The sequence below is a fragment of the Amorphoplanes digitatis genome (genome assembly GCF_014205335.1).
Classification (GTDB): Bacteria; Actinomycetota; Actinomycetes; order Mycobacteriales; family Micromonosporaceae; genus Actinoplanes; species Actinoplanes digitatus.
Genome location: NZ_JACHNH010000001.1, coordinates 3,798,177 through 3,820,496, shown reverse-complemented (window position 1 = coordinate 3,820,496; position 22,320 = coordinate 3,798,177). Strand labels below are relative to the sequence as shown.

The 22,320-nt window shown below is 73.3% G+C and carries 21 protein-coding genes and 1 pseudogene; 12 read left to right on the top strand and 10 right to left on the bottom strand.

Translation table 11 applies throughout. The annotated features are described in order from the left end of the window. Window position 1: 1 nt before the first annotated feature. Complete coding sequence (locus BJ971_RS16520) at window positions 2-1,279, bottom strand: copper amine oxidase (protein WP_184994075.1); 1,278 nt, start codon at window positions 1,277-1,279, stop codon at window positions 2-4. 13 nt (window positions 1,280-1,292) lie between these two features. Next, window positions 1,293-2,039: a hypothetical protein gene (locus BJ971_RS16515; protein WP_184994073.1), complete on the bottom strand. Its 747-nt coding sequence runs from the start codon at window positions 2,037-2,039 to the stop codon at window positions 1,293-1,295. A 108-nt stretch (window positions 2,040-2,147) separates the two neighbouring features. Here BJ971_RS16515 and BJ971_RS16510 point away from each other — a divergent pair, with 108 nt between their 5' ends. The 4 genes and pseudogenes from BJ971_RS16510 to BJ971_RS41325 all read left to right on the top strand — a co-directional run. Continuing rightward, a complete protein-coding gene (locus BJ971_RS16510) occupies window positions 2,148-3,200 on the top strand; it encodes an LLM class flavin-dependent oxidoreductase (protein WP_184994071.1) in 1,053 nt (350 codons plus the stop codon). A 22-nt stretch (window positions 3,201-3,222) separates the two neighbouring features. Further along, window positions 3,223-4,032 carry a YdcF family protein gene (locus BJ971_RS16505; RefSeq protein WP_184994069.1) on the top strand — a complete coding sequence of 270 codons (810 nt, stop codon included), beginning with the start codon at window positions 3,223-3,225 and terminating at the stop codon, window positions 4,030-4,032. Between the two features lie 40 nt (window positions 4,033-4,072). After that, window positions 4,073-4,822, top strand: coding sequence for a DinB family protein (locus tag BJ971_RS16500; RefSeq protein ID WP_184994067.1), 750 nt, complete (start codon window positions 4,073-4,075; stop codon window positions 4,820-4,822). A gap of 205 nt (window positions 4,823-5,027) precedes the next feature. After that, window positions 5,028-5,219 (top strand): annotated as a pseudogene (locus BJ971_RS41325) (IS982 family transposase); the annotation flags it as partial. Between the two features lie 29 nt (window positions 5,220-5,248). Here BJ971_RS41325 and BJ971_RS16495 read toward each other — a convergent pair. The 4 genes from BJ971_RS16495 to BJ971_RS16480 all read right to left on the bottom strand — a co-directional run bounded on the left by BJ971_RS16495 (window position 5,249) and on the right by BJ971_RS16480 (window position 9,184). Then, a complete protein-coding gene (locus tag BJ971_RS16495) occupies window positions 5,249-6,040 on the bottom strand; it encodes an SAM-dependent methyltransferase (RefSeq protein ID WP_184994065.1) in 792 nt (263 codons plus the stop codon). A 29-nt stretch (window positions 6,041-6,069) separates the two neighbouring features. Continuing rightward, window positions 6,070-8,172 (bottom strand): EAL domain-containing protein, encoded by a 2,103-nt coding sequence (locus BJ971_RS16490; RefSeq protein ID WP_184994063.1) that lies wholly within the window; start codon window positions 8,170-8,172, stop codon window positions 6,070-6,072. Continuing rightward, window positions 8,172-8,774: an RNA polymerase sigma factor gene (locus tag BJ971_RS42160; protein WP_184994061.1), complete on the bottom strand. Its 603-nt coding sequence runs from the start codon at window positions 8,772-8,774 to the stop codon at window positions 8,172-8,174. Before BJ971_RS42160 ends, BJ971_RS16490 begins: the two co-directional genes overlap by 1 nt. A gap of 101 nt (window positions 8,775-8,875) precedes the next feature. Next, entirely contained in the window at window positions 8,876-9,184 is a 309-nt protein-coding gene (locus BJ971_RS16480; RefSeq protein WP_184994060.1) for a hypothetical protein, read from the bottom strand. Window positions 9,185-9,267: 83 nt separating this feature from the next. Here BJ971_RS16480 and BJ971_RS16475 point away from each other — a divergent pair, with 83 nt between their 5' ends. Then, a complete protein-coding gene (locus BJ971_RS16475) occupies window positions 9,268-10,089 on the top strand; it encodes a metallophosphoesterase family protein (protein ID WP_184994058.1) in 822 nt (273 codons plus the stop codon). Here the strand turns inward: BJ971_RS16475 and BJ971_RS16470 are convergent. Continuing rightward, window positions 10,086-11,039: a GlxA family transcriptional regulator gene (locus BJ971_RS16470; protein ID WP_184994055.1), complete on the bottom strand. Its 954-nt coding sequence runs from the start codon at window positions 11,037-11,039 to the stop codon at window positions 10,086-10,088. The genes BJ971_RS16475 and BJ971_RS16470 overlap by 4 nt on opposite strands. A 144-nt stretch (window positions 11,040-11,183) precedes the next feature. Between BJ971_RS16470 and BJ971_RS41315 the strand changes: the two genes are divergently transcribed. Further along, window positions 11,184-11,309, top strand: coding sequence for a hypothetical protein (locus BJ971_RS41315; protein WP_260415011.1), 126 nt, complete (start codon window positions 11,184-11,186; stop codon window positions 11,307-11,309). Window positions 11,310-11,370: 61 nt separating this feature from the next. Here BJ971_RS41315 and BJ971_RS16465 read toward each other — a convergent pair whose 3' ends face one another. Further along, window positions 11,371-12,201, bottom strand: a complete 831-nt coding sequence (locus tag BJ971_RS16465; protein WP_184994053.1) for a hypothetical protein — start codon at window positions 12,199-12,201, stop codon at window positions 11,371-11,373. Window positions 12,202-12,582: 381 nt separating this feature from the next. On the opposite strand from BJ971_RS16465, the gene BJ971_RS16460 reads away from it, so the two are divergent. After that, on the top strand, window positions 12,583-13,914 hold the full coding sequence (locus BJ971_RS16460) for a UDP-glucose dehydrogenase family protein (protein WP_184994051.1): 1,332 nt from the start codon (window positions 12,583-12,585) through the stop codon (window positions 13,912-13,914). A gap of 5 nt (window positions 13,915-13,919) precedes the next feature. Here the strand turns inward: BJ971_RS16460 and BJ971_RS16455 are convergent, their stop codons facing one another. Further along, entirely contained in the window at window positions 13,920-14,399 is a 480-nt protein-coding gene (locus tag BJ971_RS16455; protein WP_184994049.1) for a hypothetical protein, read from the bottom strand. A 203-nt stretch (window positions 14,400-14,602) separates the two neighbouring features. Between BJ971_RS16455 and BJ971_RS16450 the strand changes: the two genes are divergently transcribed. The 4 genes from BJ971_RS16450 to BJ971_RS16435 all read left to right on the top strand — a co-directional run bounded on the left by BJ971_RS16450 (window position 14,603) and on the right by BJ971_RS16435 (window position 18,736). Further along, window positions 14,603-15,751 carry a molybdopterin molybdotransferase MoeA gene (locus tag BJ971_RS16450; RefSeq protein ID WP_184994047.1) on the top strand — a complete coding sequence of 383 codons (1,149 nt, stop codon included), beginning with the start codon at window positions 14,603-14,605 and terminating at the stop codon, window positions 15,749-15,751. Window positions 15,752-15,801: 50 nt separating this feature from the next. Next, on the top strand, window positions 15,802-16,764 hold the full coding sequence (locus tag BJ971_RS16445; protein WP_203709132.1) for an alpha/beta hydrolase: 963 nt from the start codon (window positions 15,802-15,804) through the stop codon (window positions 16,762-16,764). Beyond that, window positions 16,761-17,972: an APC family permease gene (locus BJ971_RS16440; protein ID WP_203709133.1), complete on the top strand. Its 1,212-nt coding sequence runs from the start codon at window positions 16,761-16,763 to the stop codon at window positions 17,970-17,972. The genes BJ971_RS16445 and BJ971_RS16440 overlap by 4 nt, the downstream gene beginning before the upstream one ends. A 95-nt stretch (window positions 17,973-18,067) precedes the next feature. After that, complete coding sequence (locus BJ971_RS16435; protein WP_184994045.1) at window positions 18,068-18,736, top strand: response regulator transcription factor; 669 nt, start codon at window positions 18,068-18,070, stop codon at window positions 18,734-18,736. Between the two features lie 24 nt (window positions 18,737-18,760). Here BJ971_RS16435 and BJ971_RS16430 read toward each other — a convergent pair whose 3' ends face one another. Then, window positions 18,761-20,587, bottom strand: coding sequence for a sensor domain-containing diguanylate cyclase (locus BJ971_RS16430; RefSeq protein ID WP_184994043.1), 1,827 nt, complete (start codon window positions 20,585-20,587; stop codon window positions 18,761-18,763). 314 nt (window positions 20,588-20,901) lie between these two features. On the opposite strand from BJ971_RS16430, the gene BJ971_RS16425 reads away from it, so the two are divergent. After that, a complete protein-coding gene (locus tag BJ971_RS16425) occupies window positions 20,902-22,254 on the top strand; it encodes an ABC transporter substrate-binding protein (RefSeq protein ID WP_239087201.1) in 1,353 nt (450 codons plus the stop codon). Window positions 22,255-22,320 lie beyond the last annotated feature (66 nt).

Here is a 22,320-nt window from a genome sequence, read left to right as displayed (position 1 = left end):
GTCAGTTCCGGCCGTTGACGCGGTCGAGCGCGTCCGGCGCGAGCCGGTTGATCTCGGTGAAGTCCCGGGGCACGAGGTCGAAACCCTGCCAGTGCAGCGGCATCGGGCTCTGGTCCTCGTCGCGCGGCACGTGGTGGAAGCCGACCCGGACCCACATCACCGGGTTCGTCATGGTCTCGGCGTTGCGCGCGTAGTCCAGGATGGACCGGCGCCCGGCGCACTGCGGGTCGGTGTTGTCCGTCGCGTACCGCTCGCACCCATGGTGCTGGGTGAAGGTCACGTCCGGCCGGGTCTCCGGGTGTGCCTCGTAGACGTCGCTCTCGGCGGTGACCAGCTCGTACGAGCGGGCGTGCCCGTCGGCGTTGCGCGCGGCCCGGCTCACGACCCGCCACCAGCGGCGGTTGGCCTTCGTGAAGCTGCCCTCCCGGGCGATGACCTTGCGGCTGGTCCGGAGCACCGCGACCTTCCTGCCCCGGCCCGCCACCCGGGTGTCGTACTGCTCGACCCGCTCGCCGCCGCGGCCGGCGAGGTCGAAGTCGACACGCCAGAAGGCGCTGTGGAAGTGGCTGGTCGCGAAGTCGTGCGTGCCCTTGCCGACCGGCCAGCCGTCGTCGGCGGAGCCGTAGCCCTGCGGCGACAGATCGCCGGTTGCGCCGAGGCGCACCGAGATCTCGCCGTCGTCGTGCAGGCGGTACTCGGTGACGTACTCGTAGGAGTCCACCTTGCTCACCGCGCGCAGCACCAGGTCGTGGCCCTGCCGGGCGTACGGTGTCGTCGGCGCCCGCTCGTTGCGCAGCCGGTAGGCGAGCCCGGACGCCTCCGCGCTCACGCAGAGCACCTTGCGGCGCCGCGGCTCGGCGCCGCCGTCGGAGCCGACCCGGGCGGAGCCGCCCTTGCAGTCGTCGCCGGCCAGGGTCTGCAGGTACTGGCCGCCGAAGCCGTAGTCGGTGATGTCGTTGTACTCGATCACCCCGGAGTCGTACGGCACGTTGAGCTGGGCCAGGGTCACGGATCTGAGGACGCGCACCGGCTCCGGGTCGCGCCGGGAGGAGACCCGCACGTCCTCCAGGACGAGCCCGGTCTGGCGGTGCATGCGCCAGCAGAGCTGCCAGGTGGTGCCGTTCGGCAGCGTCTCCCGGACGGTGGACGCGGCCGCGCACCGCGCCGCGGACGGCGCCGCGCCCGCCGGCGCGGCCGTCACGGGGACGAGGCCGCCGGCGGGGATCAGGACGGCCGCGGCGGCCGCGGCGGCCGCGCCGATGGTTCTGGTGGTTCTCATCGCCGGGTACCCGTCAGCTCAGCCGGGCGATCGAGCGCCCGGAAAGGTCGATGATGAGGTGGTCGAGGTCGATGAACGGGCCGTCACCCGCCTGCGCGACGAGTTGCAGGCAGCGGTGCACGCCGCACGCGCGGGCACCGGTGGTGTCGGCGGGGCGGGCACGGTAGACGTGCGCGGTGACGACGACGTCGGCCGCGCCGGCGAACGGGCGCCCGGTCGCCGCGGCGTAGCCGTCGCGCAGGTCGGCGGCGAACGGCCCGGCGAGCAGGAGGCCGAGCGCGGCGTCGACCTCGCGGCGTGCGGCGGGCGGCTGCATCCCGGTGGCCGAGTACGAGCCGGTCACCCTGCCGGTGGCGAGGTCGACGACCTGCTTGACGAGCCGGTCGGCCCGGTAGTCGTAGTAGTAGACCTCGGCCTGGCGTGTGGCGCCGTCGGCCGCCGTCTCGGCCGACAGGTACTCGGGGCCGGCGGCGCCGGTGACATCCCGCGCACCGGCCGCCAGCCTCGGCGTCAGCGCGGCCGCGCGCGCCCGGGCGAGTTCGCCGGTGGTGAGCGGGTCGCCGCCCGTACCCGCGGCGGGCTCGGGCGGGGGGCTCGGGTCGGATACCCGGGCCGGCTCGGCGGTCGCCGCGGCCGGCGGGGTGCCGGGCAGCGGCGGCGCCGCGTTCGCCTGCCACTCGACCAGGCCGAACGCCGCCAGTGCCGTGGCCGCCGGGACGACCAGCCGCCAGGACGATCTTTTTACCACGACGCCGCCCATTTGTCCGATAAAGCACCAATACCGACGCTTACCATTCAATGCCCAGATTCGCGCCGAAACAAGATGCCGCCCGAAAGGGTGCGGCGGCGGCCCGGCATGATCGACGGCATGCTGCCCGTGGAATTCGGACTGGACACCTTCGGCGACGTCACCGCCGGGCCGGACGGCGCGCCGCTGCCGTACGCGCAGGTCATCCGCGACGTCGTCGAGCAGGCCGTGCTCGCCGACGAGGTCGGGGTCGACGTCTTCGGCATCGGCGAGCACCACCGCGACGACTTCGCGGTGTCGGCGCCGGAGATCGTGCTCGCCACGATCGCCGGCCGCACCCGGCGGATCCGGCTCGGCACCGCCGTGACGGTCCTCAGCTCCGACGACCCGGTCCGCGTCTTCGAGCGCTTCGCCACCCTCGACGCGGTCTCGCGGGGCCGGGCCGAGCTCACCCTGGGCCGCGGCTCCTTCACCGAGTCGTTCCCGCTGTTCGGCTACGACCTCGCCGACTACGACCGGCTCTTCGCGGAGAAGGTGGGCCTGATGGCGGAGCTGCTCACCGAGGAGGCGGTGACCTGGCTCGGCACCGTCCGGGCACCGCTGACCGACCAGCAGGTCTATCCGAAGACCGAGTCCGGCCGCATACCCGCCTGGATCGGCGTCGGCGGCACCCCCGAGTCGGTGGTCCGCGCGGCCCGCCACGGCTTCCCGCTGGTGCTTGCCGTCATCGGCGGCGACCCGGCCCGCTTCGCGCCCTACGTGGAGCTGTACCACCGGGCCCTGGACCAGTACGAACGCGAGCAGCTGCCGATCGCCGTGCACGCGCCGGGCTTCGTCGCCGCCACCGACGAGGAGGCGATCGAGACGCTGTGGCCGCACGCGCGGGCGGCGATGACGCGGATCGGCGCGGAGCGCGGCTGGCCGCCGCTGACCCGCGAGGCCTTCGAGGCGGACATCGCGGACGGCGCCTGGCACGTCGGCTCGCCGGAGACGGTCGCCCGCAAGATCGCCCGTACCCTCGGCGTGCTCGACGCGCAGCGCTTCGACCTCAAGTACTCGGCGGGCACGCTGCCGCACGAGGCGATGATGACGGCGATCCGCCTCTACGGCACCGAGGTGATCCCCCGGGTCCGCGAGCTGCTCGAGGCCGACCTGCTGGAGCCCGGGGACTGACCCCGCGGCTACCCTCGGGTCCGTGACCGGGCCGGATGTCGTCGCGCACCTGAACACCCTCGTCGGATTCTGCGCCCAGCGCGACGTCGAGGTGCTCGGCCGCGACGCCGTCGAGGAGGCCGCCGGTGGCCGGGTGGACGTCGCCGTCCTGTTCGGCGGCAGCATCCTGGCCGGCGGCGACCTGTTCGCACAGGCGATCAGGGACGACATCGCCGCCCGCTACCTGATCGTCGGTGGTCAAGGCCATTCCACCGACGTACTGCGCGCGGCGATGCGGCGCCATCTTGGCGGAGACGACGTGGCCGGCGCGACGGAGGCCGCCCTCTTCGACCGCTACCTCGGCGAGCGGCACGGCATCCGGGCGGACCTGCTCGAGCACGAGTCGACGAACTGTGGCAGCAACGTACGGCACGCGCTGGCCCTGCTCGCCGCCGAGCGGGTTCCGCATCGGCGGATCCTGATCATCCAGGATGCCTCGATGCAGCGGCGCATGGATGCCGCCTTCCGCCTGTTCGCGCCCGCCGTGCGGGTGGTGAACTTCGCCGCACACCGCACGCCTGTCGAGCTGATCGACGGTGAGCTCGGGTTCCGGTCGCCGCCCGCGGGAATGTGGCCGGTGGATCGCTACGTCTCCCTGCTGATGGGCGAGATTCCCCGGCTCACCGACGACCGGGACGGGTACGGGCCGGCGGGGCGGGGCTTCATCGCCCACGTGGACGTGCCGGCCGAGGTGGCCCGGGCCTACTCGGCCCTGCGGACGACGGGGGTGGGTGCGCCCCGGGTCGCCGATCGGCGGTGGGCGGACGCACCGTCGACGAGTCGCCGGCCCTAGATTTGGTGGTCTTGTCGTACCGGGCCCCTACGATGTGCCGATGACGCGATTCGTGCAGCAGCCCGACTACGAGGATGCGGAGTTCATCGACCTGTCAATGGCCAGCGCGACCTTCCGCGAGGTGGATCTCAGCGGCGCCCGGATGCGTGGCGTGCTGCTGTTGGACGCAGACATCGACGGGGCGATCGACGGCCTGCGCGTCAACGGCGTGGAGGTCATGCCATTGATCGAGGCCGAGCTGGATCGCCTGCACCCCGAACGGCTGCGACTGCAGCCAACCACACCCGAGACGATGCGCGACGCGGTGGATGTGATCGAGGAGCTTTGGCAAGCGACGCTCCGACGCGCAAGCGTGCTGCCAGAGGAAGCCGTCCACAGATCAGTGAACGACGAGTGGTCGCTTGCCCAAACCCTGCGCCACACGATCTTCGTCGTGGACGCGTGGTATGGCCACGCGGCGGCCCTTCGCCCGAACCCGTTTCATCCGATCGGTGTGCCCGCATCGTTTACCACCAATGGCGCCGAGTTGGGCATCGACGAGTCGGCCGCGCCCACCCTCGGCGAAATCCTCGCCGTGCGCGCCGAGCGGATCGCCGATCTGCGCGCATATCTGGCCGAGGTTACGCAGGAGGAGCTGGACCGCGTGCGGGGGCCGAACAACGCGATCGGCTGCCCGCCGCCCGCCGAACGGACGGCGGTCAAGTGCCTGCAAGTCATCTTCAGCGACGAGTGGAAGCACGTGCAGTTCGCCGACCGCGACCTGGCCATCCTGGAACAGGAGTATGCGTGATGCTCCGGGAGGTCCACTGCTACACCGTCCGCGTACTCGATTGATAGGCCAAACGCAGAATTCGCCGGTGGTGTTGATGTGGTCGGTGTGACACGTCGCGGTGGTTGCGGGACAGACGGATGAAGGGTGTCCAGGATCGACGTTTCCACACACGTCGACCGTGAGGCCTACATGATCGCCGACCTGGACACCCTTCCCGAACTGGCTACGCCAACGCATCGAAGCGATCATCTGGACGTCGAAGAACCAACTCGGCCTGGAACAACACGGCGGGCGGGTACCGGCCGGCCTATGGACCCGTGTCCTGCAACGCCTGCTCGCCCTCAACGCCGCGATCTGGCACAACTGGACCATCGAGGCACCCGTCAAACGCTCCTTGATCGCCTACGACCATTGATGACCTGCCCAGAATTACCGGTCAACGATCTAGGACTTACGGCCGATCGCGGCCACCACGGCCATGTCGCATGGTTCGGCGTCGTCCTGCGGGCCGTCCGGCCACTCGTTCACCCAGACCAGGCCGGGCGGCACCAGCTCCGCGTCGCCGAAGAAGCGCAGGATCTGGTCGCGGCTGCGGCCGGTCGCCGTCGACACGTCCGTACGCTGGTAGAGCTGCGCCACGCCCTCGCCCGCCGCGTCGGCGGGTGTCTCGGAGACGCCGTGCGAGACCACGACGTAGGAACCGGCCGGCAGCGCCTCCCGCAGCCGGTCGACGGCCACGAACGCGTCGTCGTCGGGCACGAAGTGCAGCATCGACACCAGCAGCAGCCCGACCGGCCGGTCCAGGTCGATCAGCTTGCGCACCTCCGCGTGGTCGAGGATCGCCTGCGGGAAACGCATGTCGGCCTGCACTGCCGTGGCGAGGGGATTGTCGCGCAGGATCTCGCCGGCGTGCGCGACCGCGACCGGGTCGATGTCGACGTAGACCACCCGGGCGCCGGGCTCCCGGCTCTGCGCGATCTCGTGCACGTTGCCGACCGTCGGGATGCCGCTGCCGATGTCGAGGAACTGGCGCACCCCGGCGTCGAGCAGGAACCGCACGGCCCGGTTGAGGAACGCGCGGTTGGCGCGGGCCATCTCGCCCGCTGCCGGGATCATCGAGAGCAGCCGCTTGGCGGCCTCGCGGTCCACCTCGAAGTTGTGGTTGCCGCCGAGCAGGGCGTCGTAGATCCGGGCACTGCTGGGCCGGCCGGAGTAGTCGGCGTCCGCGTTCACCATGGCGGGGAAGCCTACTCCACTGTGGTCGGTCACGACGCCACCAGCCGGTCCGGTACGACGACGAGCTTCACCGGCGGCGGCCGCAGCAGCGCCGGCACCTGGTGCGGCGTGCTCGGCGGACCGAAGCGCAGGCCCTGCGCGCGGTCGCAGCCCGTTCCGGTCAGCGCGGCGGCGCCGCGCTCGTCGTCGACGCCGTGCACGGTCAGGGTCAGGCCGAGCGCGTGCGCCACCCGGGCCATGCCGCCGAGCAGCTCGCGGTCGGCGTCGAGGCCGCCCGGCGAGCCCCGCAGCAGCGATGCCGGGGTGCGCAGGCCGTGCACCGGCAGGTCCCGCAGGTAGGCGATGCTGCTGTTGCCCGTGCCGAAGTCGTCGAGGACCAGCCGCACGCCCAGCGCGGCGAGCGCGGCCAGCACGGTGTGGCTGTGCGTGCCGGCGGGCACAGCGTCGAGCCCGGACAGGTGCAGGTGCAGCCGCTTCGGCGGCAGTCCGCTCTCGGTGAGCCCCTCGCGGACCAGCTCGACGATGTCGGGGTAGCCGATCTGGTGCACCGGCAGGTCGAGGCCGATGAACGGGCCCTTCTTCCCGCCGTCCCAGCTCATCGCCGACCGGCAGGCCTGCCGGAGCAGGCTGCCGGCGAGCCGGGTGATGGTGTCGCGGTCGCCGGTGAGCTGTCCGATCCGGCTCAGGTCGAGGGCGCCCAGGTGCGGGTGCCGCCAGGCCGTCCGGGTGTGCAGGCCGGCGACCCGGCCGGTGCCGACCTCGACGATCGGCTGGTACGACGGCGGGCCGGTGACCAGGCCGGAGACGCTTGTCGCGGCCCGCGCCCGGCCGGGGCGCGCCGGCTGCGGGTCGTAGCTGGCCCAGCCGGTCGTGCCGGCCCGCGCCTGCCGCAGGGCGATCTCCGCGTCCACCAGCACGCGGGCGACGTCGAGGCCGCCGGTCGGCACGTCGACGACGCCGACGGCGGCCCGCAGCGCCGCGGTCAGGCCGGTGCCGGGCAGCGACGCCGGCTCGGCCAGCCCGGCGGTGATGCGCTCGGCGAGCTCGGCGAGGTGCGCGAGGCCGGCGCTGTCCTGCACCAGCACCACGAAGGTGCGGCCGCCGTGCCGGGCGAGCAGGTAGTCGGGGTGCCGGGCGACCTGGCGCAGCCGCCGGGCCACCTCGGTCAGGACGTGGTCGCCGGCGCCGGCGCCGAACTGCTCGCAGACGGCCGGGTGGCCGCCGACGTCGACGAGGCAGAGCCCGACGTGCCGGCCCGGGTCGCCGCCGTTGGCGGCCTGCCGCAGCCGCTGCACCAGGCGGGTCTTGTTGGCCAGGCCGGTGACCGGGTCGTAGTAGGCGAGCCGGCGGTACCGGGCCTCGCTGTCCTGGAGGGCGGCCTGGAACTCGCGGGCGGCGCGCTGCGCGGCCCGGTGCAGCGACTCCTGCTGCGCCAGCGTGCGTGCCTGGAGCGCGGCGGCGAAGCCGGCGGCGAACGCGCCGGCGACCTGCCGGGCCGGGCGGCGGATGACCTCGCCGTCGCCGACGTGGTCGAGGACCACGCCCATCGTGGCGGGCAGGGCCTCGTGGCGGCTGACGCCGAGGGCGACCAGCTCCACGCCGACCCGGTAGGCGGCCTCCAGGTCGGGCGGGCGGGCGTGTGCCGCGTCGTGCAGGCAGGCCGCGAACAGGTCGAGGGTCCGCACCGCCACCTGATCGGCGATCGGCAGATAGACGCCGGCCGCCTTGGCGGCCGCGAACCAGGCGGCGCCGACGGTGCTGCCGCCGGGCGCGTCGGCGGGCATCGGGGCCAGCTCGACCGGCGCGGCCGCGCCGGGCGGGAGCGCGCGCCGTGCGCTGATCACCATCTGGGCCGCCTGGTCCAGGGCCGCGTCGGTGTACTGCACCGCGGTCTCGAGCGCCGCGGCAACGATCCCGTCGGCGCGCTGCCGGGCGTCCTCGATCAGCCGGTCCGCCGCGGGGGTGCCGGCCGGCCACGCGGGCGGCTCCACCTTGTCCTCGGCGACCGGGTCGTAGCCGCACTCCCAGAGAATCTGGTTGAGCGCGGCGATCATCATGGCGTGGGTCAGCGTGTGGTCGTCGGAGTCGGACGGGTCGTCGTGCGGACCGGGCCGCGGTTCGGAGTGTGTCATCAGCGCTCCCCCGCCTCGGGTTCCGCGGCCGGCGACGGCTGGCGCTGCTCGGGCGCCTGCCGCCACATCTCCACGGCCTGGCGGCGGCCGAGCTTGAGCGCCGTGCGGACGGCCTCCGGCGTCTTGCCGACCAGACCGGCGATCTCGGCCGGGGTCAGCCCCTCCGCGGACAGCTCGAGCGCCTCCCGCCGGGCGGGCGGCAGCTGGGCGAGCACACCGGCGAACCACTCCGCCAGCTCGTAGGCGACCAGGTCGGGGTCGGCCTGCGCCTCGCCGAGCTCGGCGACGTCGGCGACCAGCACCTCGGCGTCCGCCTGCCCGGCACCGCGGCGCTGCTTGAGCCAGTGCGACCGGGCCGCGGTGCGCACCCAGGCGACCGGGTGGGTCAGCTCGGGCCAGCGGCGCAGCGCCTCACGGATGGCCTCGGCGACGGCGTCCTGCGCCTCCCAGCGGTTGGCGCCCTCGCGCAGCAGGCTGCGCACGAGGCCCTCCCAGTAACGCCGGAAGAACTCCTCGATCTCCGCGGCGGGCGGCGGATTCGCGATGACCGCCGGGGGCGGGGCGGGCGTGATCGACTTGTCCACGTCGCCCGCTTCGACCACCGGTGTCTCCGTTCGCCGTTGAACTCCCACCTAAGTTAGGTCTCGGGGAGCCCCTCGGCGTGACAGCGGGGACCAAGATTTTTTCGGCGGCGCCGGCGCGGTTACTCCGCCATCATCCGGATGATCGCGTTTCCGCCGAGCATCAGCACGTCCGCGCCGGCGACCAGCGCCATCGAGAGGTGCATCCGGCGGCTGGTCAGCTCCGGGTCGGGGCCGCCCCGCATGCCGAGGACGGCGATGAACAGGCCGAGCAGCACGAGCGGGATGCCGAAGATGAGCAGGACCCCGACCGAGCCGGGCGTGCGGCCCTGCGCGACGAGCATGCTGAGCATCACCGCCGGCACGATGCCGAAGACCAGCACGGCGAACCCGCCGAACCACCGCAACGACCGCGTCGGGTCCTCCGTCACGTTTCCCACCTTCCGCCCGGGAGATAGTAACGACCGGGCGCGCCCGGCACGGCGCCGGACACGGGCTGGCATGCTCGTCACCGATGTCCACTCTCTATGCGGTCAGCGACCTGCACGTCTCCTACGCCGAGAACCGGCGGATCGTCGACGGCCTGCGCCCCGGCTCGCCGGACGACTGGCTCATCGTCGCCGGTGACGTCGCCGAGCTGCTCGGGTCCGTCGAGGCGACGCTGCGGCTGCTGCGCGAGCGGTTCGCCAAGGTGATCTGGGCGCCCGGCAACCACGAGCTGTGGACCCACCGCGACGACCCCGTCCAGCTGCGCGGCGTGCGGCGCTACGAGCGGCTGGTCGAGATGTGCCGGGAGATCGACGTGCTCACCCCCGAGGACGACTACGCGGTGTGGCACGGCGCGGGCGGCCCGGCGGCGGTCGCGCCGCTGTTCCTGCTCTACGACTACTCGTTCCGGGCGCCCGGCACCACCACGAAGCAGGAGTCGCTGGCCTACGCGTACCGGACCGGCGTGGTCTGCACCGACGAGCAGCTGCTGCATCCCGACCCGTACCCGGACCGGGAGTCGTGGTGCTGGGACCGCGTCGCGCTGACCGAGCGGCGGCTGGCCGCGATCGATCCGGCGCTGCCCACCGTGCTGGTCTCGCACTGGCCGCTGCACCGGCACCCGACCGAGGTCCTCTGGTACCCGGAGTTCGCGCAGTGGTGCGGCACCGAGCGCACCGCCGACTGGCACCTGCGTTTCCGGGCCGCCGCCGCGGTATACGGCCACCTGCACATCCCCCGGACCACCTGGCAGGACGGCGTGCGCTTCGAGGAGGTCTCGCTGGGCTACCCGCGCGAGTGGGGCGCTCGGCCGGAGCCGCCCGCGCTGCCGAGGCCGATCCTCGGCTAGCCGGCCCGGTTCCGGAACACCGACCGGTAGGCCTGCGGCGTCGTGTGCAGCCGGAGTCCGAAGTGGTGCCGCATGGTGGCGGCGCTGCCGAAGCCGGCCCGCACGGCGATCGCGTCGACGCCCAGGTCGGAATCCTCGAGCAGGCGCCGGGCGAGCAGCACCCGCTGGCCGGTCAGCCAGTCGTGCGGGGTCGCGCCGGTCTCGGCCCGGAACCTGCGGGCGAAGGTGCGCGGCGCCATGTGCGCGCGCAGGGCCAGGGTGTCCACGGTGTGCGGCCGGTCCAGGCTCTGCAGGACCTCGGCCAGCAGCGGCTGCAACGTCTCGCAATCGATCGGCGGCACCGGCCGCTCGATGAACTGCGCCTGGCCGCCCTCGCGGTGCGGCGGGACGACCATCCGGCGGGCGAGCTGGGTGGCCACGGCGGAGCCCTGCTCCTCGCGGATCAGGTGCAGTCCGCAGTCGACGGCGGCGGAGGTGCCGGCGCTGGTGATGAGGTTGCCGTCCGCGACGTAGAGCACGTTCGGGTCGACCTTGGCGGCCGGGAACCGGGCGGCGAGTGCGTCGGTGTGCCGCCAGTGCGTGGTGCAGCGGCGGTCGTCTAGCAGCCCGGCCGCGCCGAGCGCGAACGCGCCGGTGCAGACGCTCATCACCCACGCGCCCCGCGCGTGCGCGCGCCGCAGCACGTCGAGGACGGCGGCGGGCGGCTCCAGCGCGATGTTGCTCGGCACGACCGCGACCAGATCGGCCTCGTCGGCCGGCCCCAGGTCGTGGTCGGGCGAGATCGAGAAGCCCGCGTGGGTACGGACGCCGGCTCCGTCCACGCTGCACACATTGAACTCGTACCCGGGCAGCCCCTCCGCGGTGCGGTCGTAGCCGAACAGCTCGCAGAGCACGCCGAGCTCGAAGACGGCGACCTCGGGCAGGGCGATGACGGCGACGCTTCTCAGCATGTCCGCCAGCCTACGACGAACTGGCAGGATTTTGAAGATGTATGGCATCTCTGCCACTGTCCGCGGCCGCGCGGCCGGTTCATGCTGGTACCAGCAACCCGGTGCGCACCGGCCAGAAATCGCCGGATCAAGGGTGTGAACGTCATGGGAATCGCCGTACTGCTGTTCTTCGTCGCCATCGCCATCGCGTCCGGCCTCGGCCTGACCGCCGACAGCCGCGACAGCGCCGACTGGAAGCCCACCACCGACGGCCTGCGCGGCCGGTGCTGACCTCGGCCGCCACGCACCGGCCCCGCCCACGGGAGTCGCGGGCGGGGCCGGTGCGGCGCGGCTACTTCTTCGCGGGAGCCTGCTGCTCCTCGGCGGCACCGGCCTCGTCGGCGGCCTCGTCCTGACCGCCGGCCTGCTCCTCGGCACCGGCCTGCTCGTCCGCGCCGGCCTGCTCGTCGGCACCGGCCTGCTCGTCGGCACCGGCCTCTTCACCAGCGCCCGCGGCCCCGGCGGCGGCGGCCTTCTTGCCGGCCAGGTCGAGGCAGGCGACCAGCAGCGCCGCCCGGGCGTCGGTCACCGCGGCGTCCAGCTCCTCCTGAGCGGCGGCGCCCTCCTCAGCGGCGGCGCCCTCCTCAGCGGCGGCACCTTCCTCAGCGGCGGCGGCGCCCTTCTCCTTGCCCTTGGCCTGGCCCTTGCCCATGGCCTTGGCCCACTTCTTGGCCGCGGCCTTCTTGGCCCGCTTGGACATGTGCGCCGCGGCGGCGGCAGCCTCCTCCTCCTGGGCGGCGGCGTCCTCCTGCTCGGCGGCACCGGCCGCCTCGGCGGCGGCCGCGGCCTGGTCGATCGCGAACTGGTCGCACGATTCCTCGAGGGCCTGCGCCGATACGGCGGCGGCCTCGGCGGCACCGATCTCCTGTTCCGGCGCCAATGGTTCGCCGTCGCAGATAACGGCGCCGGCGTTGATTTCCAATTTCTCGCAACCGGCGATGTCGAAATTCTGACCGTCGACCACGACGATCTCCGCGGCCTGCGCCTGCTCACCGGCCGACGCCAATTGCAGGCCCGTGACACCCCCGACCACCAGCACACCAGCGATGACTGCGCCGCCGATCGCCTTGCGGTTGACCCCGGTGCTCCTGCCCCCGGTGCGTCGTCGCTGTCGCAGTCTCATCACCACTCCTAGTCGTCGGACGTCAATGTCGTACGAGAGCCAGTACGCGACCGCCCGGCGGGATGGTTCAGATCTGCGCCGAATTCATCCGGTTCAAAATTCCTTGGAATTTCTTATGCCAATTTCGCCGGGCGCGGTTCCGCGGCCCGCTCAACCGGTTGCGCGACCGGCGGCGGGCCGCGCATGCCGGGAATCCTGACTGGTCAGGTGAGGTCAGGCCGGTGCCGGGATGGCAGTATCCCCCGGTACGGCTCGCACCGAGCCGTGGGCGAGGTGTTGATCCGCCGGGCGAGTTGGTCGCCCATGTCCGGCGGGGAGCCAGCGGCGAAACCGGCGTCCTTGGTACAGCAACGACCGCTGACTTCCGAGGATCTTCGTCTGATGAGCACCACCCTGCGCCCCCGACTCACGGTCATCGGCACCGGCTACCTCGGCGCCACCCACGCCATCTGCATGGCCGTGCTGGGCTTCGACGTGATCGGTGTCGACGTCGACGCGGACAAGGTCGCGCGGCTCAACTCCGGCGAGGTGCCGTTCTTCGAGCCCGGCCTGCCCGAGCTGCTCACCAAGGCCCTCGAGACCGGCCGGCTGCGCTTCACCACCTCGTTCCGGGAGGCCGGCGAGTTCGGCGACGTGCACTTCATCTGCGTCGGCACGCCGCAGCGCGGCGACTCCGGCGCCGCCGACCTGACCTACGTCGACGCGTCGGTCACCGCCCTGTCGCGGCACCTGCACCGCCGCGCCCTCGTGGTCGGCAAGTCGACGGTGCCGGTCGGCACCGCCGCCCGCCTCGCCGAGCTGATCCGCGCCACCGCGCCCGCCGGCGACCAGGTCGAGCTGGCCTGGAACCCGGAGTTCCTGCGCGAGGGCTTCGCGGTCGACGACACCATGCGGCCAGATCGGCTGGTCTTCGGCGTCACCTCGGCGTGGTCCGAGGAGCGGTTGCGGGCCGCGTTCGAGCCGGTGCTCGCGCAGGGCGTTCCGGTCAAGGTCACCGACCTGCAGACCGCCGAGCTGGTCAAGGTCGCGGCGAACTCGTTCCTGGCCACCAAGATCTCCTATATCAACGCGATGGCCGAGGTCTGCGAGGCCACCGGCGCCGACGTGCGGGACCTGGCCGAGGCCCTGGCGTACGACGAGCGGATCGGGGGCAGGTTCCTGCGCCCCGGCCTCGGCTTCGGCGGCGGCTGCCTGCCCAAGGACATCCGGGCTTTCGCGCACCGGGCCGAGGAGCTGGGTGTCGGCCAGGCCGTCGGCTTCCTGCGCGAGATCGACGGCATCAACAAGCGCCGCCGGTCGCGGACGGTCGACCTGGTGGTCGAGCTGTGCGGCGGCGACGTGGCCGGCAAGAAGATCGCCGCGCTGGGCGCGTCGTTCAAGCCCGACTCCGACGACATCCGCGACGCGCCCGCACTCGAGGTGGCGAGCACGCTCGCCGGCCTGGGCGCGCACGTGCACGTCTTCGACCCGGCCGCGATGGAGAACGCCCGCCGGGCGCACCCCGAGCTCAGCTACGGCACCGGCGCACTGGACGTGGCCCGCGGCGCCGACGTGGTCGTGCTGCTGACGGAGTGGACCGAGTTCCGCGAGATCGCCCCCGAGGCCATGGCCCAGGTCGTCGGCGCCCGGCGAATCTTCGACGGGCGGCACGCGCTGGACTCCGGCGCGTGGCGCGCGGCGGGCTGGGAGTACCGGGCCCTCGGCCGCCCCTGACCGACTCAGTCCTCGGCCGGGTGCCGCTGCCGGGGCGGGTGCCCGGCGGCCAGGGCGGCCACCACCGCGGCGGCGAAGGCCTCCCGGTCTCGCGGCGGGTGGCCGCGGCAGGTCGCGGCGTCGACGGCGGACGACCAGGCCAGGCGCAGCTGCTCCGCCTCGAACGCGGGCACCGGCGCGTCCGGCACGTTCGCGAGCTCGCCGGTGCGCGACCGGCGCCGGCGGGTCAGCATCGTCCTCAGCCGGCCCCGGCCCTGCGCCGCCGGCTCCGTGGCGACCACGGTCTCGGCGACGAAGCCGAGCACGAAGGCCGACCAGGCCGAGACCTGGTCGACCGGGACGCCGGCCCGGCGCCCGTCGAGGGTCCAGGGATCGATCCGGTACGCCTCCAGCACCGACTCCAGGAACGGCAGCTCGGCGGGGGCCAGCGCGGCCAGCACCTCCCGGACGACATCCGCACCGGTACGCGGGTACCCGTCGCGCACAGCCGAACCCCTCCCGCTCGCCGCCTGCGCTCGACCCTAGGCACGCACGGCCGCGATCAACCACGCCGTCACGCGAACGGATGAGGGCCGGCCGCTCACATTCGCGCCGGCGCCGCGGTGAGGTTCTCGTCGCCGCGCGGAAGCAGTACCGGCACGCGGACGTGACGGTGCCGCGATGCAGTGCTGATGTGACACTGACAGCGATGCGATCCGTCGACAGCCCCGTACCGTGGCGCACCGCACTGAAGATCGCCGGCGCGGCCGCCACCGCCCTGCCGCCGGAGCGCGTGCCGCTCGGCGCGGCCGTCGGCCGGGTGCTCGCGGAGCCGGTGCACGCCGGCGCCGACCTGCCGGGCGCCGACGCCGCCGCCATGGACGGGTACGCGGTGGCCGGCACCGGGCCCTGGCGGGTCGTCGGCCGGGTCCTGGCCGGCGGGCCGGCGTGGGCCGGCGCCCTCGGACCGGGCCAGGCGGTCGAGATCATGACCGGCGCCGTGGTGCCGCCCGGCGCGGTCGCGGTGCTGCCGTACGAGACCGCCGACCTGACCGGCGCGACCGGCTGGACGAAGGCGCACATCCGCCGCGCCGGCGAGGACGCGCGCGCCGGCGACGAGCTGTTGCGGCCCGGGCGGGTCGTGACCCCGGCCGTTGCGGGCCTGCTCGCGCAGGCCGGCGCGGACGACGTGCCGGTGCGCCGGCGCCCGGCGGTCCGGCTGGTCGTGACCGGCGACGAGGTGGTCGCGGCCGGGGTGCCGCGTGCCGGGCAGGTCCGTGACGTGTTCGCCCCGATGGTGTCGGCGCTGGTCACCGCGGCCGGCGGCGTGGTCGCCGACCGTGTGCTGCTGCCCGACGACGCGGGCCTGCTCGCCGGGTGCCTGGCCGCGACGGACGCGGACGTGGTCGTGGTGACCGGCTCGTCGTCGGCCGGCGCCGCGGACCACCTGCACCGGGTGCTGGACGAGCTCGGCGCGCGGCGCCTGGTGGACCGGGTGGCGTGCCGGCCGGGCCGCCCGCAGTCGCTGGCGGCGCTGCCGGGCGGGCGGTGGGTCGTCGGCCTGCCGGGCAACCCGTACGCCGGGCTGGTCGCCTGCGTGACCCTGCTCCAGCCGCTGCTGCACGGCCTGACCGGCGCCGCCCGGCCGCCGGCGCCGCGGCTGAGCGTCGTCGGTGACGTGACCCTCACGCCGCCGGCGACGCTGCTCGTGCCCGTGCGGCTCGCCGGCGATCACGCCACGGTCGTGCCCGGCAGCCGCCCGGCGAGCCTGGCCGGCGCCGCGCTCGCCGACGCCCTGGCCGTGCTCGAGGAGGGCTGGCACAGCGGCGATCCCGCGGATCTGATGATGTTGACCTGACCCGATCGCGCACCTGTGCCGGCGCGCCCCGGCTGTGGTTCACTGCCCCGGTGACCCAGCGCGCACCCGGCGACCAGCCGCTGATGATCTTCGTGCACGGCTGGCCCGAGCTGGGCCTGGTCTGGCGCGCCCAGGTCGAGCACTTCACCGCGGCCGGCTGGCGCTGCGTGGCGCCGGACCTGCGCGGCTACGGCACGGCGGCCGTGCCGGACCGGGCCGGCGCCTACGCGCTCGAGCACATCGTCGGCGACATGCTGGAGCTGCACGACAGCCTGGGCGGCGAGCCCGCGGTCTGGGTCGGCCACGACTGGGGCAGCCCGGTGGTGTGGTCGCTGGCCACGCACCATCCCGAGCGGGTCCGGGCGGCCGCCAGCCTCTGCGTGCCGTACCTGCCGGCGGGTTTCGCCCTGGAGACGCTCGTCGAGCTCGTCGACCGCGACCTCTATCCGGCCGAGCGGTTCCCGTACGGCCAGTGGGACTACTACCGCTTCTACGCCGAGGACTTCGACACCGCGGTCGCGGACTTCGACGCGGACGTCGCCGCCACCGTGTCGCTGCTCTACCGCGGCGGCCGCCCCGACGCGGTGGGCAGGCCGACCCGCAGCTCCCGGGTGCGGGCCAACGGCGGCTGGTTCGGCCCGGCCCGGCGCGCGCCGGCCCTGCCGCGCGACGAGTCGATGCTCTCCGCCGCCGACCACGCCACGCTGGTGGCGGCGCTGAGCGCGACGGGCTTCCGCGGCCCCTGCTCCTGGTACGCCAACGACGACGCCAACCTCGCGTACGCGGCCCGCGCGCCGCACCCGCGACTGGAGATGCCGGTGCTGTTCGTGCACGCGGCCTGGGACGGCATCTGCGAGACCCGGCACAGCCGCCTGGCCGACCCGATGCGGGCCGCCTGCGCCAACCTCACGCAGGCCACGGTGGACGCCGGACACGAGGTGATGCTCCAGGCGCCGGCGCAGACCAACGCGGCGATCGCCGCCTGGCTGGCCGCGCAGCGGCTGGCACCGTGACCGGGCTGGCCCGCCGCCTGGGCACGACGGACGCGGTGGTGGTCGGCCTGAGCGCGATGATCGGTGCCGGCGTCTTCGCCGCCTTCGGCCCGGCGACGGCCGCCGCCGGCGCCTGGCTGCCGCTCGCACTCGCGCTGGCCGCGCTCGTCGCCTACTGCAACGCGGTGTCCTCCGCCCGGCTCGCGGCCGTTTACCCGGCCTCCGGCGGCACCTATGTGTACGGCCGGGAGCGCCTCGGCGGCCCGTGGGGCTTCCTCGCGGGCTGGGGCTTCGTGGTCGGCAAGACGGCGTCCTGCGCGGCGATGGCGCTGACCTTCGGCGCGTACGTCGCGCCGGGGCACGAGCGGCTGCCGGCCCTCGCCGCGGTGGCCGCGCTGACCGCGCTCAACCTGCTGGGGGTGCAGCGGTCGGCGCTGGCGGCCCGGATCCTGGTCGTCGCGGTCGTCGCCGTGCTGCTCGCCGTGGTGGTCGCCGGCGCGGCGGGCGGGCTGCACCGGTTCGGCGGCGGCCCCGACGTCGCGCCGTGGGACGTGCTGCGCGGCGCCGGGCTGCTGTTCTTCGCGTTCGCCGGTTACGCGCGGATCGCCACCCTCGGCGAGGAGGTCCGCGACCCGGCCCGGACCATCCCCCGGGCGATCCCGGTCGCGCTGACGATCACCCTGGTCCTGTACTCCGCGGTGGCCCTGGTCCTGCTGGGCACGCTCGGCCCGGCCCGCCTCGCCGCCGCGACGGCGCCGCTGGCCGAGGTGGGCCCGGGGTGGCTCGCCCCGGTCGTCCGGGCGGGCGCGGCCGCCGCGGCGCTCGGCTCGCTGCTCGCGCTGATCCTTGGCGTGTCCCGGACGACGTTCGCGATGGCCCGCGACCGGCACCTGCCCGCCGCGCTGGACGCGGTGAGCGACCGGGCCGGGGTGCCGCACCGCGCCGAGGCGGCCGTCGGCGTCGCCGTGGCGCTGCTGGTGCTGACCGTCGACCTGCGCGGCGCGATCGGGTTCTCGTCGTTCGGCGTCCTTGTCTACTACGCGATCGCGAACGCCTCCGCGCTGACCCTGCGCCCCGACGAGGGCGCGCCGTGGCGCGCCGTACCGGTCGTCGGGCTGGCCGGCTGCCTGCTGCTGGCGGCGGCCCTGCCGCTGCCGGCGGTGGCCGCCGGTCTGGGGGTCTTCGCGGTCGGCGCGGCGGTGTGGATCATCCGCCGGAACCGGCGCTGAGCAGGACCGACGTCCTGCCATGTGGACCGCCCCTTTCCGGCGGTGGCCGCAGGGAGCACCGTCGGGTTATCACGCCGCGTCTGCACGGGGGCAATATGACGGACAATGCCCGAATCCTGGTCGTCGACGACCAGCCCATCGTCGTCGACATGATCGCCACGGTGCTCGCCTACCACGGCTTCGCGGTGGACACCGCCGGCACCGCCGAGCAGGCGCTGCGCAAGGCCGCCGAGGGCCATCCCGATCTCGTGCTGCTCGACGCGAAACTGCCCGACGGCGACGGCATGGACGTCCGGCGGCGGCTGCGCGCGGACGGCTCCGGCGCCGGCATCGTCTTCCTCGCCTCCCGCGACGCCGGCGAGGACCTGGTCAACGGCATCGCGTACGGCGGCGACGACTGGATCACCAAGCCGTTCGACGCCGACGTGCTGCTCACCCGGGTCCGGGCGCTGCTGAGCCGCGACGGTGCGACGGCGTGCGAGCGGGTCCTGCGCTATGGCGACGTCGAGCTGGACCAGGACACCCACGAGGTCCGGCGCGCGGGCGAGCCGGTGCCGCTGTCCCGGACCGAGTTCGAGGTGCTGCGCTGCCTGCTGCGCAACCCCGGGCGGGTGCTGTCCCGGGCGCAGATCGAGGCGGCGACCGGCGCCGCGGACGCCGACGCCGTGGTCCGCTCGCTACGGTGCGAGCTGGACCGGCTCGGCGCGCCGCTGATCGTCACCCAGCGGGGGTTCGGCTACGCGCTGCGCGCCGGCCTGCCGTGAGCCACCCGGCGGCCGCCGCGCGGTTCACGCCGCGTTCTCGCGCGCGGCGTGCTTGACCCGGTACATCGCCGCGTCGGCCTCGCGCAGCAGGGCGTGCGGGTCGACTCCGGCGCCGGCGACCACGCCGACGCTGGCGGCGATCCTCAGGCTGTGCCCGTCCAGCTCGATCGGCTGGGCGAGGGCCGCCCGGAACCGCTCCGCGATCTGCTCGGCGGCGGGCCGGCCGGCGCCGGGCAGCAGGACGGCGAACTCGTCGCCGCCCAGCCGGGCCGGCATCGCGTCCGGCGGCAGGACCGCGCGCAGCCGCTCGGCGACCCGGGTCAGGACGACGTCGCCGGCGTGGTGCCCGTACGTGTCGTTGATCGGCTTGAAGCCGTCCAGGTCGACGTGGAGCAGGGCGACGCCGGTGCCGACCGTTTCGGCGAGGCGCTCGCCGAAGAGCACCCGGTTGGCGAGCCCGGTCAGCTCGTCGTGGGTGGCCTGGTGGCGCAGCCGGTCCTGTAGCTCGCGGGACTCGGTGACGTCGCGCGAGTTGCTGACCACGGCGGCGACGCTGGGCAGGTGCATCAGGTTGCGGCTGGTGACCTCGAGCCAGCGCCACGAGCCGTCCGCGTGCTGGTAACGCGCCTGGTAGGTGAGGTTCGCACCCGGCGTCACCATCAGGCGCTGCATGTCCGGCAGCAGGCCCGGCAGGTCCTCGGGGTGGATCATCGTGACGATCCGCGTGCCGAGCAGCTCCGCGGGCTCGTAGCCCAGCGCCCGGCTGCCCGGGGTCAGGTAGGACATGGCGCCGTTCCCGTCGATGAGCGTCGTGATGTCGGTGGAGTACTCGAGCATCAGGCGTACCCGCTCCTCCTGGCGGCTCAGCCGCTGCACCAGGGCGGAGTTCTCGCGGAAGGCGACCCACTGGCGCGCGACGACGATGCCGGTGATGACGAACAGGCCGCCGAAGACCACCATCGCCGTGCCGCTCAGACCCTCCGGCAGCGACGCCGGGAGGATCAACAGAACGACGCCGAGCATCGCGTACGGCAGCGTGCTCCACGCCCGCCGCGCGGGGAGCGGGCGGTCGGCCCGCAGCCGGTCCATCAGCTCCTGCAGCCGCGGCCCGAGGCTGACCAGGGCGACGGTGGCGAGCTGAAGGGACAGCTGCGCCGCGGGTCCGGCCGTGGCGCGCACCACCGCGACACTGAGGCACTGCAACAGCGCCGCGGCGAACACCGGCGCGGCCGCGACCGCGTTCATCGGGTTGAGCCCGCTGATCGTGAGCCGGGTCATGGTGAACGCGACGGCCATCGCGATGACGGTCGCCGCCGCGGGCCCCACGGGTCCGGCGCCGAGCCCCGTGGTGCGGTCGACCATGAACCAGATGACCACGGCGGAGGCCGTCATCACGGCGCTCGCGTCCAGCCAGTACCTCAGCCGGGCCTGACGGGTGGACTTCGGGTGGGGGTGCACGAGCGCGGTGACCATCAGGATCGCGACGCCGGTCAGGATGCAGACGGTCTGGAACCGGCCGACGGCGACGGCGCTGACGTCCGGGTCCCACAGCGTGGTGAGGAGCCGGCTGACGTTGCCGACCAGCAGCAGCGTGATCATCGCCGTCAGCGAGCGCCAGAAGCGGCGGACCGCGGGCACCAGGCCGGGGCGGCGGGCCAGGCGGATCGCGGACACCACCCCGACGACGTTCAGGAACACGCCGGCGAACGCACGGACGAGCACGTCCGCGGTGATGTTTCCCGGGCCGTAGAGGAGCCAGAGGATGGCCGCCACCGCAACGCCGACGACCGCGCGTACCCACGGGTCGGCGGCGGCCGTGCGTGCGAGCGAGGCGGGCCGGGCGGGCTGCATCAGACTCCTCGGTGAACGGGCATCAGCACGGCCACGCCGCACGTCATCCAATACACCCGGCGAACGTTGCCGATGAGGTGCCGCCCAGGGGCGTCCGAGGATCACCTCGAACGGCACCCTCAGCGGTTAAGTTTCTTAACCGTTTCAGATCTGCGCTGGCCCGGTGCCGAATCGTTACTCGGCCGATCATTCGGAAACGTTGCGGAACATCGTTTCGACCAACTTGACTGGCACGCGGGGGAACCGGAGACGGTGACGGTGTTGTCACGCCCCGGCGTGATGTGACCATAGGGAGAAGGATGTTCGGTCAATCCATGAGTCCGCGCTTCAGGAGCGCGCTCGCCGGCACGCTGGGCGCGGGCCTGGTGCTCGGTCTCGCCGCATGCGGCGGCAGTGACGACTCGAACGACGATTCCAACACGGCTGCTCAGTCGTCGATCGACTGCAACCTCTACAAGGAGTTCGGCGATCTCAAGGGCAAGACGGTGACCGTCTTCGCGAGCATCGTGACCCCGGAGGACAAGGCGTACAAGGACTCCTACAAGCCCTTCGAGCAGTGCACCGGTGTGACGATCAAGTACGAGGGCGACAAGTCCTTCGAGACCCAGATCCTGGTCCGTGCCAAGGCCGGCAACCCGCCGGACATCGCGATCGTGCCGCAGCCCGGCCTGCTCCAGCAGCTGGTGGCCACCGGCAAGGCCGTCGAGGCTCCGGCCACCGTCTCCGCGAACGTCGACAAGTGGTGGGGAAAGGACTGGAAGGCCTACGCCACCGTCGACGGCAAGTTCTACGGCGCGCCGTCGGGCGCCAACGTCAAGTCGCTGGTCTGGTACTCGCCGAGCGAGTTCAAGGAGTCCGGCTACGCGATCCCCAACACGCTCGACGAGCTCAAGGCGCTGAGCGACAAGATGGTCGCGGACAAGAAGAAGCCGTGGTGCGCGGGCATCGCCAGCGGTGAGGCCACCGGTTGGCCGATCACCGACTGGCAGGAGGACTTCATGCTCCGGCTCTACGGGCCGGAGACCTACGACAAGTGGGTCAAGCACGAGATCCCGTTCAACGGCCCCGAGTCGACGGCGGCGCTGGACGCGGTCGGCGCGTACCTGAAGAACCCCGCCTACGTGAACGGCGGCCTGGGCGACGTCAAGAGCATCGCCACGACCGCGTTCCAGGACGCCGGCCTGCCGATCCTGGAGGGCACCTGCTCGATGCACCGCCAGGCCAGCTTCTACGCGGCGAACTTCGACAAGGGCACCAAGGTGGCCGAGGACGGCGACGTGTTCGCCTTCTACCTGCCCGGCAAGGACGGCACGTCCAAGCCGGTCCTCGGCGGCGGCGAGTTCAACCTGGCGTTCGCGGACCGGCCGGAGGTCAAGGCCTTCCAGACCTACCTGTCCACCGACACCTGGGCGAACATCAAGGCGAAGGCGTCGCAGGGCTGGGTCAGCGCCAACAAGGGTCTCGACCCGAACAACCTGAGCAACCCGGTCGACAAGCTGGCCGCGGTCATTCTGCTGGACCCGAAGGCCACGTTCCGCTTCGACGGCTCGGACATGATGCCGGCCGCCGTCGGCTCGAACGCGTACTGGAAGCAGGCGACGAGCTGGATCACCGGCCAGGACACCGTCACGACGGTGAACAACATCGAAAAGGCCTGGCCCAAGTGATCTGAGTCTTCACCTCGGGGCCGGTCGCCGTCTGGCGACCGGCCTCACCGCTCTCCTGAGGAGGTA

Bases quoted from the DNA above. Each gene is read 5' to 3' on its own strand.
- BJ971_RS16520 (WP_184994075.1), bottom strand. From the start codon at position 1,279: ATGAGAACCACCAGAACCATCGGCGCGGCCGCCGCGGCCGCCGCGGCC.
- BJ971_RS16515 (WP_184994073.1), bottom strand. From the start codon at position 2,039: ATGGGCGGCGTCGTGGTAAAAAGATCGTCCTGGCGGCTGGTCGTCCCG.
- BJ971_RS16510 (WP_184994071.1), top strand. From the start codon at position 2,148: ATGCTGCCCGTGGAATTCGGACTGGACACCTTCGGCGACGTCACCGCC.
- BJ971_RS16500 (WP_184994067.1), top strand. From the start codon at position 4,073: ATGACGCGATTCGTGCAGCAGCCCGACTACGAGGATGCGGAGTTCATC.
- BJ971_RS16495 (WP_184994065.1), bottom strand. From the start codon at position 6,040: ATGGTGAACGCGGACGCCGACTACTCCGGCCGGCCCAGCAGTGCCCGG.
- BJ971_RS16490 (WP_184994063.1), bottom strand. From the start codon at position 8,172: ATGACACACTCCGAACCGCGGCCCGGTCCGCACGACGACCCGTCCGAC.
- BJ971_RS16475 (WP_184994058.1), top strand. From the start codon at position 9,268: ATGTCCACTCTCTATGCGGTCAGCGACCTGCACGTCTCCTACGCCGAG.
- BJ971_RS16470 (WP_184994055.1), bottom strand. From the start codon at position 11,039: ATGCTGAGAAGCGTCGCCGTCATCGCCCTGCCCGAGGTCGCCGTCTTC.
- BJ971_RS41315 (WP_260415011.1), top strand. From the start codon at position 11,184: ATGGGAATCGCCGTACTGCTGTTCTTCGTCGCCATCGCCATCGCGTCC.
- BJ971_RS16465 (WP_184994053.1), bottom strand. From the start codon at position 12,201: ATGAGACTGCGACAGCGACGACGCACCGGGGGCAGGAGCACCGGGGTC.
- BJ971_RS16460 (WP_184994051.1), top strand. From the start codon at position 12,583: ATGAGCACCACCCTGCGCCCCCGACTCACGGTCATCGGCACCGGCTAC.
- BJ971_RS16450 (WP_184994047.1), top strand. From the start codon at position 14,603: ATGCGATCCGTCGACAGCCCCGTACCGTGGCGCACCGCACTGAAGATC.
- BJ971_RS16435 (WP_184994045.1), top strand. From the start codon at position 18,068: ATGACGGACAATGCCCGAATCCTGGTCGTCGACGACCAGCCCATCGTC.
- BJ971_RS16430 (WP_184994043.1), bottom strand. From the start codon at position 20,587: ATGCAGCCCGCCCGGCCCGCCTCGCTCGCACGCACGGCCGCCGCCGAC.
- BJ971_RS16425 (WP_239087201.1), top strand. From the start codon at position 20,902: ATGAGTCCGCGCTTCAGGAGCGCGCTCGCCGGCACGCTGGGCGCGGGC.